Here is a 16,411-nt window from a genome sequence, read left to right as displayed (position 1 = left end):
CGAACTTTCGGTTCATTGCGTCTTCACACACCGCAATCTGGTCTCTTTCGAGTCTGCAGATTGCTTGGGTGTTATATGGTCAAGCCTCACGGGCAATTAGTATTGGTTAGCTCAACGCCTCACAGCGCTTACACACCCAACCTATCAACGTCGTAGTCTTCGACGGCCCTTCAGGGAACTCAAGGTTCCAGTGAGATCTCATCTTGAGGCAAGTTTCCCGCTTAGATGCTTTCAGCGGTTATCTTTCCCGAACATAGCTACCCGGCAATGCCACTGGCGTGACAACCGGAACACCAGAGGTTCGTCCACTCCGGTCCTCTCGTACTAGGAGCAGCCCCTCTCAAATCTCAAACGTCCACGGCAGATAGGGACCGAACTGTCTCACGACGTTCTAAACCCAGCTCGCGTACCACTTTAAATGGCGAACAGCCATACCCTTGGGACCGGCTTCAGCCCCAGGATGTGATGAGCCGACATCGAGGTGCCAAACACCGCCGTCGATATGAACTCTTGGGCGGTATCAGCCTGTTATCCCCGGAGTACCTTTTATCCGTTGAGCGATGGCCCTTCCATACAGAACCACCGGATCACTAAGACCTACTTTCGTACCTGCTCGACGTGTCTGTCTCGCAGTCAAGCGCGCTTTTGCCTTTATACTCTACGACCGATTTCCGACCGGTCTGAGCGCACCTTCGTACTCCTCCGTTACTCTTTAGGAGGAGACCGCCCCAGTCAAACTACCCACCATACACTGTCCTCGATCCGGATAACGGACCTGAGTTAGAACCTCAAAGTTGCCAGGGTGGTATTTCAAGGATGGCTCCACGCGAACTGGCGTCCACGCTTCAAAGCCTCCCACCTATCCTACACAAGCAAATTCAAAGTCCAGTGCAAAGCTATAGTAAAGGTTCACGGGGTCTTTCCGTCTAGCCGCGGATACACTGCATCTTCACAGCGATTTCAATTTCACTGAGTCTCGGGTGGAGACAGCGCCGCCATCGTTACGCCATTCGTGCAGGTCGGAACTTACCCGACAAGGAATTTCGCTACCTTAGGACCGTTATAGTTACGGCCGCCGTTTACCGGGGCTTCGATCAAGAGCTTCGCGTTAGCTAACCCCATCAATTAACCTTCCGGCACCGGGCAGGCGTCACACCCTATACGTCCACTTTCGTGTTTGCAGAGTGCTGTGTTTTTAATAAACAGTCGCAGCGGCCTGGTATCTTCGACCGGCGTGGGCTTACGCAGCAAGTGCTTCACCCTCACCGGCGCACCTTCTCCCGAAGTTACGGTGCCATTTTGCCTAGTTCCTTCACCCGAGTTCTCTCAAGCGCCTTGGTATTCTCTACCCAACCACCTGTGTCGGTTTGGGGTACGGTTCCTGGTTATCTGAAGCTTAGAAGCTTTTCTTGGAAGCATGGCATCAACCACTTCGTCGCCTAAAGGCAACTCGTCATCAGCTCTCGGCCTTGAAACCCCGGATTTACCTAAGATTTCAGCCTACCACCTTAAACTTGGACAACCAACGCCAAGCTGGCCTAGCCTTCTCCGTCCCTCCATCGCAATAACCAGAAGTACAGGAATATTAACCTGTTTTCCATCGACTACGCTTTTCAGCCTCGCCTTAGGGACCGACTAACCCTGCGTCGATTAACGTTGCGCAGGAAACCTTGGTCTTTCGGCGTGGGTGTTTTTCACACCCATTGTCGTTACTCATGTCAGCATTCGCACTTCTGATACCTCCAGCAAGCTTCTCAACTCACCTTCACAGGCTTACAGAACGCTCCTCTACCGCATCACTTGCGTGATACCCGTAGCTTCGGTGTATGGTTTGAGCCCCGTTACATCTTCCGCGCAGGCCGACTCGACTAGTGAGCTATTACGCTTTCTTTAAAGGGTGGCTGCTTCTAAGCCAACCTCCTAGCTGTCTAAGCCTTCCCACATCGTTTCCCACTTAACCATAACTTTGGGACCTTAGCTGACGGTCTGGGTTGTTTCCCTTTTCACGACGGACGTTAGCACCCGCCGTGTGTCTCCCATGCTCGGCACTTGTAGGTATTCGGAGTTTGCATCGGTTTGGTAAGTCGGGATGACCCCCTAGCCGAAACAGTGCTCTACCCCCTACAGTGATACATGAGGCGCTACCTAAATAGCTTTCGAGGAGAACCAGCTATCTCCGAGCTTGATTAGCCTTTCACTCCGATCCACAGGTCATCCGCTAACTTTTCAACGGTAGTCGGTTCGGTCCTCCAGTCAGTGTTACCTAACCTTCAACCTGCCCATGGATAGATCGCCCGGTTTCGGGTCTATTCCCAGCGACTAGACGCCCTATTAAGACTCGCTTTCGCTACGCCTCCCCTATTCGGTTAAGCTCGCCACTGAAAATAAGTCGCTGACCCATTATACAAAAGGTACGCAGTCACAGAACAATGTCTGCTCCCACTGCTTGTACGCATACGGTTTCAGGATCTATTTCACTCCCCTCTCCGGGGTTCTTTTCGCCTTTCCCTCACGGTACTAGTTCACTATCGGTCAGTCAGTAGTATTTAGCCTTGGAGGATGGTCCCCCCATATTCAGACAAAGTTTCTCGTGCTCCGTCCTACTCGATTTCATGACTAAGAGACTTTCGCGTACAGGGCTATCACCCACTATGGCCGCACTTTCCAGAGCGTTCCGCTAATCTCAAAGCCACTTAAGGGCTAGTCCCCGTTCGCTCGCCACTACTAAGGGAATCTCGGTTGATTTCTTTTCCTCAGGGTACTTAGATGTTTCAGTTCCCCTGGTTCGCTTCTTGCACCTATGCATTCAGTACAAGATAACCATCTTATGATGGCTGGGTTCCCCCATTCAGACATCTCCGGATCAAAGTCTGTTTGCCGACTCCCCGAAGCTTTTCGCAGGCTACCACGTCTTTCATCGCCTCTGACTGCCAAGGCATCCACCGTATGCGCTTCTTCACTTGACCATATAACCCCAAGCAATCTGGTTATACTGTGAAGACGACATTCGCCGAAAATTCGAATTTCTCAACTAAGAGAACTCACAAATTTTACCTTAGCCTGATCACCACCAGTGAAAGTGGATCTCAGTCTATCTTTCTATCACATACCCAAATTTTTAAAGAACGATCTAATCAAAAGACTAGAAATCAATATTCAAATCGAATATTCATTTCTAAACTCTCAAACTTCGAAGCAGTTTATGGTGGAGCCAAGCGGGATCGAACCGCTGACCTCCTGCGTGCAAGGCAGGCGCTCTCCCAGCTGAGCTATGGCCCCATAACAAAATTGGTGGGTCTGGGCAGATTCGAACTGCCGACCTCACCCTTATCAGGGGTGCGCTCTAACCAACTGAGCTACAGACCCAATTTCGAGCTTGTAACTGTTAGCTCAGAGCTATCAGCTTGGAGCTTAAAGCTGCTTCTATCGTCTTCTTCAATGAATCAAGCAATTCGTGTGGGAGCTTATGAAGCAGCTGATGTCGTCGATTAAGGAGGTGATCCAGCCGCAGGTTCCCCTACGGCTACCTTGTTACGACTTCACCCCAGTCATGAATCACACCGTGGTAACCGTCCTCCCGAAGGTTAGACTAGCTACTTCTGGTGCAACCCACTCCCATGGTGTGACGGGCGGTGTGTACAAGGCCCGGGAACGTATTCACCGCGACATTCTGATTCGCGATTACTAGCGATTCCGACTTCACGCAGTCGAGTTGCAGACTGCGATCCGGACTACGATCGGTTTTATGGGATTAGCTCCACCTCGCGGCTTGGCAACCCTTTGTACCGACCATTGTAGCACGTGTGTAGCCCAGGCCGTAAGGGCCATGATGACTTGACGTCATCCCCACCTTCCTCCGGTTTGTCACCGGCAGTCTCCTTAGAGTGCCCACCATAACGTGCTGGTAACTAAGGACAAGGGTTGCGCTCGTTACGGGACTTAACCCAACATCTCACGACACGAGCTGACGACAGCCATGCAGCACCTGTCTCAATGTTCCCGAAGGCACCAATCCATCTCTGGAAAGTTCATTGGATGTCAAGGCCTGGTAAGGTTCTTCGCGTTGCTTCGAATTAAACCACATGCTCCACCGCTTGTGCGGGCCCCCGTCAATTCATTTGAGTTTTAACCTTGCGGCCGTACTCCCCAGGCGGTCAACTTAATGCGTTAGCTGCGCCACTAAGAGCTCAAGGCTCCCAACGGCTAGTTGACATCGTTTACGGCGTGGACTACCAGGGTATCTAATCCTGTTTGCTCCCCACGCTTTCGCACCTCAGTGTCAGTATCAGTCCAGGTGGTCGCCTTCGCCACTGGTGTTCCTTCCTATATCTACGCATTTCACCGCTACACAGGAAATTCCACCACCCTCTACCATACTCTAGCTCGCCAGTTTTGGATGCAGTTCCCAGGTTGAGCCCGGGGATTTCACATCCAACTTAACGAACCACCTACGCGCGCTTTACGCCCAGTAATTCCGATTAACGCTTGCACCCTCTGTATTACCGCGGCTGCTGGCACAGAGTTAGCCGGTGCTTATTCTGTCGGTAACGTCAAAATTGCAGAGTATTAATCTACAACCCTTCCTCCCAACTTAAAGTGCTTTACAATCCGAAGACCTTCTTCACACACGCGGCATGGCTGGATCAGGCTTTCGCCCATTGTCCAATATTCCCCACTGCTGCCTCCCGTAGGAGTCTGGACCGTGTCTCAGTTCCAGTGTGACTGATCATCCTCTCAGACCAGTTACGGATCGTCGCCTTGGTGAGCCATTACCTCACCAACTAGCTAATCCGACCTAGGCTCATCTGATAGCGCAAGGCCCGAAGGTCCCCTGCTTTCTCCCGTAGGACGTATGCGGTATTAGCGTTCCTTTCGAAACGTTGTCCCCCACTACCAGGCAGATTCCTAGGCATTACTCACCCGTCCGCCGCTGAATCAAGGAGCAAGCTCCCTTCATCCGCTCGACTTGCATGTGTTAGGCCTGCCGCCAGCGTTCAATCTGAGCCATGATCAAACTCTTCAGTTCAAACATCTTTGGGTTTTTAAGAAACCCTAAACTTGGCTCAGCAATCGTTGGTTACATCTTTGATTTCTCGCGGAGTAACTTGTGATGCTGATAATCTTGTTGACTATCAGTCTGACTCCACAAGCACCCACACGAATTGCTTGATTCAGTTGTTAAAGAGCGGCTGGTTAAGATCTTTCGTCTCAACCGAGGCGCGCATTCTACAGCAGCCTCATTTACTGTCAAGTGATTATTTACAGAAGTTTTTGAAGATTTCTTCAACAACTTCAACCACTTGCGCTTCCGATCTCTCGTTAGCGGGAGGCGAATTCTACAGCGTTACACGCTGCTGTCAACACCTCTTTTTCTTCGCTTTCGACCGAGAAGATCAAATCGCTGAAAGCGCCCAACAAACCGGCATTTCCAACGCCTTCCAGGCTTCGATGAACTGAAGCGGCCCGCCTTCGAAACTTACTAACTCATTGAATTTAAAGGAGTTTTCCGTTTCGACTGCGCCGGAAGTGGGGCGAATTATAGAGACTCAGAATCTGCCGTCAACACTTAATTTGAGTTTTCTATCAACCTTAGGAAAACGCCGCTTCTATATAGACGCGAACGCGATGAGTGCATCCACCGGCAAGTCAGCACTCAACCAATAACCCTCGCATACACCGATCGGTCAATATTCCCCCCGGACAGAATCACCCCGACCTTTTTCCCCTGCATCCTTCCACGCTCCTGCATCAACGCTGCCAGCGCTGAGGCACCCGCGCCCTCTGCAAGGTTGTGAGTCTCGGTGTAATACACGCGCATGGCCTCGGCGATCTCGCCTTCGCTGACCGAAACGATCCTCGCCGCTCCTTCCTTATAGATGTCGAACGCCTGGGCAATCGGCTTGCGCACAGCCAGGCCATCCGCGAACGTATTCGCCGAAGCGGTTTCGCAGATCATGTTCGCGTCGAACGACAGCTTGGCGGCCGCGGCCTCTGTCGATACAACCCCCACCACTTCAGTATTCAGTCCCAGCGCGTCACGGGCAGCGATCACACCACAGATCCCCGATCCGCAACCAATGGGCACGTAAATCGTATCCAGATCCGATGCAGCACCAAACAGCTCCAGCGCATAAGTCGCCACGCCCTTGACCAGTTCAACGTGAAAAGGCGGCACCAGAAAAAGGTCATGTTCCTGCGCCAAACGCGCCGCCTCTTCACGCGCCTCGTCGAAATCGCGCCCGTACTCGACCACTTCACCACCGAAGCCGCGCATGGCATTGTTCTTTTCCAGCGAATTGCCCTGCGGCACCACGATCAATGCTTTCAGGCCCACCGCCTGCGCTGCCAGCGCCAGGCTCTGACCGTGATTGCCACGCGTCGCAGAGACAATGCCTTTGACAGTGGGATGTTCGCGACGCAGCCAGTGCATGAACGTGATACCGCCACGCACCTTAAAGGCACCGGTCGGCGTGTGGTTTTCATGCTTGACCCAAACTGTGCAGCCCAGCCGTTCTGCCAGCAGCGGCCAACGGTATTGGGCGGTAGCCGGCATCACTTGATAAACCTGGCGGGCAGCGTTCTCGATGTCGTCGCGAGTGAGTGCGTGCATATAAGTGGCTCCTTGGACTTTGGCCCAGTCTAGGCACGGACGCTTCACATCGGCTTTCAAAAAACAGACCTGACTTTTATGCACGCCCTTCACTACTATGGCGTTCATGAGCCATCGAAACCGTCGCCCCTCCATAACCGTCGCCGAGCCGATACGTCGTATCGAAGCCGGCCCGTGGGTGATCGAGTTGCTGCCGGGCGCAGCCTACTCGGCGCGGTACGTGGCGACCCAGTCAGCGATCGGCTTTGCCTTCGACAGCCAGCGCGGCGTGCACGCCATCGGTAGTGACCGGATACGCCCCTTCGATGCAATGCCCAATGGCCTGGCGTTTGTTCCGGCTGGCTGTGACGTGTTCTCCGAGTCGCCCATGGGCGGCGAATATCTGCGGGTGATACGCACCGACGGCACAGCATTGGCCGGCGACGAGGCGTTCAATAATCGCATCGACCCGCAAGCGATCTACCTCGCGTCGCGAATGCGCAGCGCACTGCTGAAAACCTCTCTGGAAGATGACTGGGAAAGCTGGGCGCTCAACCTGGCAGAACGGGTTGAAGGTCATGCGACCGCAACGCAGCAAGGTTCAATCACCGGCAGCCGCATGCGCCTGCTGGATGAATTCATCGACGCCGGCCTAGGCAACCCTCTCGGCGTTCCGGCTATGGCGCAACTGCTGGAGTTGTCCGAGGGCTATTTCATGCGCGCTTTCAAACAGGCGACCGGCAAAAGTCCCCACAGTTACCTGATCGACAGACGACTGGCCAAAGCCCGAGCGTCGATGCGCGATACAACCGACAGTCTTTCGCAGATTGCCCTCGCCTGTGGCTTTAACTCACAGGCGCATATGACCACAGCCTTCAGGCAGCGTCTCGGCGTGAGTCCGGCGCAACTGCGTACAGATTCGCGCAAAAGCCCTGCCCGCTCTTCTATTAAAGAAGAAGCGGCCACCTGAGACGTCTTGAATGACAAAAGCCCGGCAATGCGTCTGCAGCCGATCAACGTTTTTCAGCGAACCACCAGTGGCATTCAAACGCCCTTGCATGGTGTTCTGTTCGACAAGAGTCTGGCACGCTCGCTGTCCGGCTCAAGTCATTGCGGCATACAACCGATGAGGTCCGTTTCATGAGCAAGGCGCCCTACGCTCCACCCAAGGTCTGGAAACACATCGCTCCGTCCGGCGGCCAGTTCGCCAGCATCAATCGCCCGATTGCCGGGCCGACGCATGAAAAGACGCTGCCGATCGGCCAACATCCGTTGCAGTTGTATTCACTGGCCACGCCCAACGGCGTGAAAGTGACCATTCTGCTTGAGGAGTTGCTGGCGCTCGGACATTCCGGCGCCGAGTACGACGCCTGGCTGATCCGCATCAACGAGGGCGACCAGTTTTCCAGCGGCTTTGTCGAGATCAACCCCAATTCGAAAATCCCGGCGCTGCTGGATCGCAGCGTAGAACCGGCCATTCGCGTATTCGAATCCGGTTCGATCCTGCTCTATCTGGCAGAAAAATTTGGCGCCTTCCTGCCCACCGACCTGGCGGCACGCACCGAAACCCTGAACTGGCTGTTCTGGCAGATGGGATCAGCACCTTACCTGGGCGGCGGTTTCGGTCATTTCTATGCGTATGCGCCGGAAAAGCTCGAATACCCGATCAACCGATTCACCATGGAAACCAAGCGGCAGCTGGATGTTCTCGACCGCCGCCTGAGCGAAAGCGCCTTCCTCGCCGGCAACGACTACACCATCGCCGACATCGCGGTCTGGCCGTGGTACGGGCAATTGGTGCGCAACAACGTGTACTCCGCCGCCGAGTTTCTTTCCGCTCACGAATACACCCACGTGCAACGCTGGGCGCAAGTGATTGCTGACCGGCCTGCGGTAATTCGCGGCCAGCGCGTCAACCGGACGTGGGGCGATGAAGCCGGCCAGGTTCCGGAGCGGCATCAAGCAAGCGATCTGGACTGAAGTTCGCTGACACCACCCAACGCCCGCACTGCTCGGGCGTTGGGTGGTGTCCCACTCTTCTCAGGCCGTCTGCCGACGCATCGTCGCAGTCGCAGTCGCAGTCCTGAAGTAGCGGCATACAGAAGCGCGAGACAACGGACCTCCGGCCGCTACGCTTTACTTCTCGGTATCAGCAGCCCAATGATGGAAAACGGCACCGACCTCGAATAACGACAACGGAGGGTCGTCCAGCGATCATGAACATTCTCTATGACGAACAGGTCGACGGCGTTTTGCCCGATGTCGACAAAGCCGCGCTGTTGCAAGCCCTGCACCACCAATGGCCGGATCTTGAAGTCCTGCATCAGCTTGAAGAACTGAAGCCGTATGAATGCGATGGCCTCTCGGCCTATCGCACCACGCCGCTGCTGGTGGTGCTGCCACGGCACATCGATGAAGTTCAGGGCGTGTTGCGAATCTGCCACGAACGGCGGGTACCGGTGGTGGCACGGGGCGCCGGGACCGGTTTGTCCGGCGGTGCCCTGCCACTGGAAAAAGGCGTGCTGCTGGTGATGACGCGCTTCAACAATATTCTGCGGATCGACCCCGAAGCACGTACCGCACGGGTTCAACCCGGCGTGCGCAACCTGGCGATTTCCCAGGCCGCTGCGCCGTTCGGGCTGTATTACGCGCCTGATCCTTCCTCGCAAATCGCCTGCTCCATCGGTGGCAATGTGGCGGAAAACGCCGGTGGCGTGCATTGCCTCAAGTACGGCCTGACCGTTCACAACCTGCTCAAGATCGAGATTCTTACCGTGGATGGCGAACGCCTGACGCTGGGGTCCGATGCGCTGGATTCTCCCGGCTTCGACCTGTTGGCGCTGTTCACCGGCTCCGAAGGACTGCTCGGGGTGATCACCGAAGTCACGGTCAAACTCTTGCCCAAACCGCAAACCGCCAAAGTGCTGCTGGCGGCGTTCGACTCCGTGGAAAAAGCCGGCCGCGCAGTAGCCGACATCATCGCGGCCGGCATCATTCCCGGCGGCCTGGAGATGATGGACAACCTGGCGATCCGCGCCGCCGAAGACTTCATACACGCCGGTTATCCAGTAGACGCCGAGGCGATTCTGCTCTGTGAACTCGATGGTGTTGAAGCGGATGTCCACGATGATTGCGCGCGGGTTCGCCAAGTGCTCGAACAGGCCGGCGCCACCGAACTGCGCCAGGCCCGGGACGAAGCCGAGCGCGTACGGTTCTGGGCCGGACGCAAGAATGCCTTCCCCGCCGTAGGTCGGTTGTCGCCGGACTATTACTGCATGGACGGCACCATCCCGCGCCGCGAGTTGCCCGGCGTACTGCACGCGATAGCGCAGCTTTCAGCCGAATATGGCTTGCGGGTCGCCAACGTATTCCACGCCGGCGACGGCAACATGCATCCATTGATTCTGTTCGATGCCAATCAGCCCGGCGAACTGGAACGAGCCGAAGCGCTGGGTGGCAAGATCCTCGAATTGTGCGTGAAGGTCGGCGGCAGCATCACCGGCGAACATGGCGTGGGCCGGGAAAAAATCAATCAGATGTGCGCGCAGTTCAACCGCGATGAGTTGACCCTTTTCCATGCCGTGAAAGCAGCCTTCGACCCCGGTGGACTGCTCAATCCCGGCAAAAATATTCCGACCCTGCATCGCTGCGCCGAATTCGGTGCCCTGCACGTACACCACGGGCAATTACCCTTCCCCGAACTGGAGCGGTTCTGATGGGTGACACCAAAGATTTCGATGACAGCGCCGCACTGCTCGAACAGGTCAACCGGGCACTGGTAAACGCTACGCCGCTGCGCATTCAGGGAGCCAACAGCAAAGCGTTTCTCGGACGCATCGTCGGAGGGGAAATTCTCGATACCCGCGCCCATCGCGGCATCGTCAGCTACGACCCGACCGAATTGGTGATCACCGCGCGCTGCGGCACTCCGCTGGCAAAGTTGCTGGCCGTGCTGGACGCCTCGCAACAAATGCTGGCGTGCGAGCCCCCCGCCTTCGCCGACGACGCAACGGTCGGCGGCATGATCGCCACTGGGCTGTCCGGGCCGCGTCGTCCCTAGTCGGGATCGGTGCGCGATTTCGTGCTGGGCACGCGAATCATCACCGGTCATGGCAAACACCTGCGTTTCGGTGGCGAAGTAATGAAGAACGTCGCCGGCTACGATCTGTCGCGCCTGATGGCTGGCAGTTACGGGTCGCTGGGTGTCATCACTGAAGTGTCGCTCAAAGTGCTGCCCAAACCGCGCGCGTGCCTTAGCCTGCGTCTGGAAATGACCAGCGAACATGCCCTGCTGCGCCTGGCCGAATGGGGCCAGCAGCCGTTGCCGATCAGCGCCGCGTGTCACGATGGCCGGCAATTGCACTTGCGCCTGGAGGGTGGTGAAGGTTCAGTGGCGGCCGCCCGTGATCGCCTTGGCGGCGAGCTGATCGACAATTCGTTCTGGGCCGACCTCAACGAACAACGCCTGGACTTCTTCGATGAAGACCAACCGCTCTGGCGCCTGTCCGTACCACTCAACACACCGCCGCTGGACCTGCCCGGCAAGCAGTGGCTCGACTGGGGCGGAGCGCAACGCTGGCTCAAATCGACGGCCGAAGCGTCGGTCATTCGCAAAGCGGTCGGCGACGTCGGCGGCCATGCGACCTGTTATAGCCACGGTTTGATCGACGAACCGTTCCATCCCCTGGCGCCCGCCTTGCTTCACTATCACCGTCAACTCAAACGACAACTCGACCCCCGGGGCATTTTCAACCCCGGCCTTCTGTACGCGGAGCTTTGAGCCATGCAGACCACCCTCAGCCCGCAAGCCCGACAACTGCCCCGCGCAGAAGAGGCCGAAAGCATCCTGCGCACGTGCGTTCATTGCGGATTCTGCAACGCGACCTGCCCGACTTATCAATTGCTCGGCGATGAACTGGACGGCCCGCGCGGGCGCATCTACTTGATCAAGCAGGTGCTCGAAGGCAACGAAGTCACGGCCAAAACCCAGCAACACCTGGACCGTTGCCTGTCGTGTCGCAACTGTGAAACCACCTGCCCTTCCGGCGTGGATTATCACAACCTGCTCGACATAGGGCGGGCGGTAGTCGACGCCGCCTTCCCGCGACCGCCCGGACAGCGCCTTCTGCGAGAAGGACTTCGAAGTGTCGTACCCAATCCACGGTTGTTCAAAGGATTGGTCAATGGCGGGCAGATGTTCCGGTCGCTACTGCCCGATACCTTGCAAGACAAACTGCCACGCAATGCGTTGACGCCTGCATCACGTCCAGTCATCCGCCATGCACGGCAAGTGTTGATGCTGGAGGGTTGCGTGCAACCGGGTTTGTCACCCAATACCAATGCAGCAGCGGCACGGGTGCTGGATCGTCTGGGCGTCAGCGTGATTCCCGTCCGTGAGGCTGGCTGTTGCGGTGCCGTGGATTATCACCTCGACGCCCAGGTCACCGGCCTTGACCGCGCCCGCCACAACATTGATGCGTGGTGGCCGGCCATCGAACGGGGGGCCGAGGCGATCGTGCAGACCGCCAGCGGTTGCGGTGCGTTCATCAAGGATTACGGGCATTTGCTCGGCGCCGATCCGGTATACGCCGAGAAGGCAAGACGTGTCAGCACGCTGGCTCGGGATCTCGTTGAGGTGCTGCGCGAAGAACCGCTCGAATCCCTGGGCATCCACGCTGATCAGCGTCTGGCTTTCCACTGCCCTTGCACCCTGCAGCACGCACAAAAACTCGGCGGCGCGGTGGAATCGGTGCTGAACCGGCTGGGCTTCAACCTCACGACCGTACCGGACGCACATCTGTGCTGTGGCTCGGCAGGCACCTACTCGCTGACCCAGCCAACACTGGCCCGGCAACTGCGCGACCAAAAGCTCAACGCCCTGGAGAGCGGCCATCCTGATGTCATCGCCACCGCCAATATCGGTTGTCAGGCTCACCTCGACGGCGCGAGGCGTACGCCAGTCAGGCACTGGATCGAGCTGGTGGATGCCGCATTACCTTCGCTCAACGAGGCATAGACACGGCGACGACGCAAACGACAGGCGGAAAAAATCGCCTTTGCGGGGCTTTTTTTCGGCAAGACTCAGTGTGCGGAGGGTATGGCACTGGGCGACATCACGTTGTCGGTACGAAAAAAAGAAGTCTGCCTGGGCTTGCTGACCGGCGGCACCGTACCGCAGATGGCCGAGAAGCTGAGGGTCAAAAACAGCTCGATCGATACCTACCTCAAGCATGCGGCCGCCAAGCTCGGTGTCAGCGGACGACACGGTCTGGCCAGATGGATGGCCGGCGCCTGATCCACGCTTCCTTTTATCGGACGCCCGGCCTCCGCTCTTATTCGTGAACAAGGCTGTTTGATGTCCAGGCTCCCGATCTCCCTCCTGTCCGTGGCACTGCTGCTGGGCGGTTGCTCGTTGACTCCCGACTACCAGCGACCGGCATCGCCGAGCGCTGCGCAGTATCCACAAGGTCCGGCGTATGCCGCGCAATCCCCGCGCACACCCCGGGTCGAAGACTGGCGCGCGCTGTTCAATGACCCGGCGTTGCAGCAATTGATCGAAAGCGCGCTGATCAACAATCGTGATCTGCGGGTAGCCGCGCTGAACGTCGATCAGGAGTTGCTGACGCTGGCCCGGGAAACGCTGGCCGCCGACGAGCGAAGCCTGCACCTGACCATCCGCAACCGCGAGGCCGGCAAGGGTTGGCGCAACTGGTCGCGCAAGTGAACCTGTACACCGCGCTGGGCGGTGGCTGGAGCCCGCCCGAGCCGCCTTCGCCATCACCTTGAGTCATTTTTTCTTACACCTTTTGTCGCCCGCTCCGACATTGACGGGTGATCAAAAACCGACCTGCCGGATCATTTTGGTATCATGCGCCGCTTTTACGGTTAACCCGCCCGCCTGTCCTGCCGACTGGCGGGCTCCAAAGGGCGGTATGAAATGACGGCTTTGTTGACTCGCCGCAAGGTGCTTGCGGGAATGGGCGTACTCGGTCTCGGCCTGCTCGCCGGCTGCGACACCCGCGGCGAACTGTCGTACAAGTACGGCAAGGATCTGAGCGACAAGATCCTCGGACGCACCTTCAAGCTCAAGGACACCGAAGGCAACACCGTGACGCTGTCGAGCTTTCGCGGCCTGATGCCAATGATCTTCTTCGGTTTCACCCAGTGCCCGGCGATCTGTCCGACGACGCTGGCCCGCGCCGCGAAAATCAAGAAATTGATGGGCAAGGACGGCGACATCCTGCAAGTGGTGTTCATCACCCTCGACCCAGAACGCGACACCCCGGAAATCCTCGACGCTTACGTCAAGACCTTCGATCCAAGCTTCGTCGCGCTGTACGGCACCCTCGAAGAAACCAAGGCCACCGCCAAGGAATTCGACGTGTTCTACGAAAAAGTCCCGGCCGGCGACACCTATACCCTTTCCCACACCGCCACCAGTTATGTCTACGACACCCGGGGCACGTTGCGTGTGGGCCTGTCTCAATCGCTTTCGGCACAAGAGTGCACGGAAGATTTGCTTACCGTCATGGAGGTCTGCTGATGAATCCTTTTCTGAACAACATCAAACGTGCCGTATTGGGCCTGTCGCTGCTGGGCCTGGCTTTCCAGGTCTCGGCGCAGACCAGGGTCGACGACGCGTGGGTGCGGGCAACCGTGCCGAACCAGTCGGCCAGCGGTGCGTTCATGACCGTCACCGCCGACAGCGACAGCAAGCTGCTCAGTGTTGCATCGCCCGCGGCCAAGAACGTGCAGATTCATGAGATGACCATGAAGAACGACGTGATGAGCATGGGCCCGGTCAACTCGGTCGACCTGCCGGCCGGCAAAGCCGTCAATTTCGATCCGAATGGATACCACGTGATGCTGATGGGCCTGACCGCTCAGTTGAAAGAAGGCGACAGCGTGCCGCTGACCCTGACCGTCGAAAACGCCAAGGGTGAAAAGGAAACCGTTGAAGTGAAAGCGCCGGTCAAGGCGCTGACCATGGAAGGCCACGATCACAGCAAGATGCATTGATCGCTGATTGACAGATACGGCTTAAAAAAACAAAAGGGGCGGCATGATCGATGATCATGCCGCCCCTTTTGCGTCTGGAGGTCAGACCAGTTTCAATTCGACCTCGATGTTGTTGCGCGTGGCCTTGGAATACGGGCACACCTGATGCGCCGCATCCACCAACTGCTGCGCCGCACCGCGCTCCATGCCCGGCAGGCTTACATTGAGTCGCGCCTGCAGGAGATACCCTCCCGAATTAGTGCCCAGGTCCACTTCGGCATCCACCGCCAGGTCTGCCGGCAGGCTTATTTTCTGCTGCCCCGCCACCGCTTTCATCGCGCCGATGAAACACGCCGACCAGCCTGCGGCGAACAATTGTTCCGGATTGGTCCCGCCGCCACTGGAACCGGGCGACGACAGTTTTACATCAAGGATCCCGTCGGAACTGCGCGATGCGCCGTCACGTCCGCCGGTGGTGTGGGTTTTCGCGGTATAGAGGACTTTTTCAATCTGACTCATGGCGATCTCCTGAATGAAAAACAGCAGATTGTTCACTCGGCGCCTCCCGTCGCAGCTTGAGGTGCGCCACCCGTCTCACACAGCCCTCTCACTATAGACGCGGGTTTAACGCCCATCCGGCAAGCGGACGTGCGGGTTGTTCAACAATGACCAGTATTCAAGGCGTACGCTGGTTGAACCGGGTTTTGAGACCGTCGGCGTTCGACGACAAGCGTTTGGCGGTGTCCACGAACGGGGTGACGATCAGGCTGTACAGCGTCAGGTAGCGGGCGTGGTCCTGCTCGCCCGTTCCGAAGCGCAAGTCTTCGGGCTTTGAAGTGGTGACGTACAGCGTGCCGAACAGCCAGTCCCACAGTGAAAGATTGATCGCGAAGTTCTTGTTGAAATGTCGTGGGGCGTCGCTGTGGTGGATCTGGTGCTGGGCCGGGCTGTTGAGCACATGTTCGACCACTGGCCCGAACGACAGCCAGACATGGCTGTGCCGTAGATTGGAGGCCAGGCTGTTGATGATCAGCGCCAGCCAGGTCACGCCGAACAGCGTATAGCGGCTGACCTCGCCACCGCAGGCGTACCAGACCACACCCGCAAACGCGCCGAGGCCGGCGGTGATGACGATTCGTTCAACGATCGATTCGACGATGTGAATCCGGCTGGCGGTGGCCGGCACCAGCACCGGCGCCGAATGGTGAACCTTGTGAAACTCCCATAGATAGCGGGAGTGGAAAGCGCGGTGAATCCAGTAATGCAGAAAATCCCTGAACAGGAAAACGCCCAGACCGTAGAACAACGCAATCAGCGGGTGATCCGGAACCTGCTCGCGAGCGCCCCAGAGTTGGGTGAAAAACCGCGCATAGTCGCCCGAACGAAGGATGTACGGGTCGACGAGACCAACAACCGGCAATACCAGGGCCACCTTCAGAATCGCCTTGATGAAGTAATAACGGTAATCCAGCCAGGCCGAACGATGCCCGTGGACACGACCGCCGCCGACAAATTGCCAGAAGGAGCGGGCCTGTGTCAGGTGTCGGGATTTTCGGTAGCGATAAAGGCCGTACGCCACGCCGTAGGACGTGAGCAGAAACGCCACACCAAGACGGCCGTTCAAATCGAACAGGCCAAGGAACCGCTGGGTGACCGGATCGATCACCCAGCGGCTGAGCTGCGCATGAAGTTGCGTGAGTAAATCCACGACGACCGACTCCATCAGGGGGCGCGCATTGTAAATCGGACTGGTTCGCAAATGCAGCAGCAATGGATCAAAAGCCGGTTAAACAGCCTGAAACAATAAAACCGCTGCCTCGCTCA

Annotated in this window: 9 protein-coding genes, 2 tRNA genes, 2 rRNA genes and 3 pseudogenes; 9 read left to right on the top strand and 7 right to left on the bottom strand. The window is 57.2% G+C overall.

Features of this window, described 5'->3' with window-relative positions; genetic code table 11:
* Positions 1–75: 75 nt before the first annotated feature.
* The 5 genes from I5961_RS11505 to I5961_RS11485 form a co-directional block, all read right to left on the bottom strand.
* Positions 76–2,966 (bottom strand): 23S ribosomal RNA (locus I5961_RS11505).
* Between the two features lie 237 nt (positions 2,967–3,203).
* Positions 3,204–3,279: transfer RNA gene (locus I5961_RS11500), tRNA-Ala, on the bottom strand.
* Between the two features lie 10 nt (positions 3,280–3,289).
* A tRNA-Ile gene (locus I5961_RS11495) sits at positions 3,290–3,366 on the bottom strand.
* Between the two features lie 123 nt (positions 3,367–3,489).
* A 16S ribosomal RNA gene (locus tag I5961_RS11490) occupies positions 3,490–5,026 on the bottom strand.
* Together the 16S and 23S rRNA genes with 2 tRNA genes alongside form the textbook arrangement of a ribosomal RNA operon.
* A 627-nt stretch (positions 5,027–5,653) precedes the next feature.
* A complete protein-coding gene (locus I5961_RS11485; RefSeq protein WP_085704335.1) occupies positions 5,654–6,610 on the bottom strand; it encodes a threonine dehydratase in 957 nt (318 codons plus the stop codon).
* Between the two features lie 106 nt (positions 6,611–6,716).
* Here I5961_RS11485 and I5961_RS11480 point away from each other — a divergent pair, with 106 nt between their 5' ends.
* From I5961_RS11480 to I5961_RS11440, 9 genes and pseudogenes are all read left to right on the top strand, one after another.
* The gene (locus tag I5961_RS11480) at positions 6,717–7,559 is read left to right on the top strand and encodes a helix-turn-helix transcriptional regulator (protein WP_227235283.1); all 843 of its coding nucleotides are present in this window, start codon (positions 6,717–6,719) and stop codon (positions 7,557–7,559) included.
* A 170-nt stretch (positions 7,560–7,729) separates the two neighbouring features.
* Positions 7,730–8,569: a glutathione-dependent disulfide-bond oxidoreductase gene (gene yghU, locus I5961_RS11475; protein WP_085704331.1), complete on the top strand. Its 840-nt coding sequence runs from the start codon at positions 7,730–7,732 to the stop codon at positions 8,567–8,569.
* A 236-nt stretch (positions 8,570–8,805) separates the two neighbouring features.
* Complete coding sequence (gene glcD, locus I5961_RS11470; protein ID WP_227235282.1) at positions 8,806–10,305, top strand: glycolate oxidase subunit GlcD; 1,500 nt, start codon at positions 8,806–8,808, stop codon at positions 10,303–10,305.
* Positions 10,305–11,369, top strand: a pseudogene (gene glcE, locus I5961_RS11465) (glycolate oxidase subunit GlcE). The gene glcD and the pseudogene glcE overlap by 1 nt, the downstream one beginning before the upstream one ends.
* 3 nt (positions 11,370–11,372) lie before the next feature.
* Entirely contained in the window at positions 11,373–12,605 is a 1,233-nt protein-coding gene (gene glcF / locus I5961_RS11460; RefSeq protein ID WP_227235281.1) for a glycolate oxidase subunit GlcF, read from the top strand.
* A gap of 75 nt (positions 12,606–12,680) precedes the next feature.
* Positions 12,681–12,884 (top strand): annotated as a pseudogene (locus I5961_RS11455) (helix-turn-helix transcriptional regulator); the annotation flags it as partial.
* Positions 12,885–12,944: 60 nt separating this feature from the next.
* Positions 12,945–13,199 (top strand): annotated as a pseudogene (locus I5961_RS11450) (multidrug transporter); the annotation flags it as partial.
* A gap of 327 nt (positions 13,200–13,526) precedes the next feature.
* Positions 13,527–14,132, top strand: coding sequence for an SCO family protein (locus I5961_RS11445; RefSeq protein WP_039770777.1), 606 nt, complete (start codon positions 13,527–13,529; stop codon positions 14,130–14,132).
* Complete coding sequence (locus I5961_RS11440) at positions 14,132–14,608, top strand: copper chaperone PCu(A)C (RefSeq protein ID WP_227235280.1); 477 nt, start codon at positions 14,132–14,134, stop codon at positions 14,606–14,608. The genes I5961_RS11445 and I5961_RS11440 overlap by 1 nt, the downstream gene beginning before the upstream one ends.
* A gap of 81 nt (positions 14,609–14,689) precedes the next feature.
* Here the strand turns inward: I5961_RS11440 and I5961_RS11435 are convergent, their stop codons facing one another.
* Both I5961_RS11435 and I5961_RS11430 read right to left on the bottom strand, forming a co-directional pair.
* Positions 14,690–15,106 (bottom strand): organic hydroperoxide resistance protein, encoded by a 417-nt coding sequence (locus I5961_RS11435; protein ID WP_007956881.1) that lies wholly within the window; start codon positions 15,104–15,106, stop codon positions 14,690–14,692.
* Positions 15,107–15,263: 157 nt separating this feature from the next.
* Positions 15,264–16,310 (bottom strand): sterol desaturase family protein, encoded by a 1,047-nt coding sequence (locus I5961_RS11430; protein ID WP_413541592.1) that lies wholly within the window; start codon positions 16,308–16,310, stop codon positions 15,264–15,266.
* Between the last annotated feature and the right edge of the window lie 101 nt (positions 16,311–16,411).

Origin of the sequence: Pseudomonas sp. IAC-BECa141, assembly GCF_020544405.1 — a bacterium.
GTDB lineage: Bacteria > Pseudomonadota > Gammaproteobacteria > Pseudomonadales > Pseudomonadaceae > Aquipseudomonas.
Note: the sequence above shows the minus strand (reverse complement) of the source record. Positions and strands in the feature narration are given on the sequence as shown.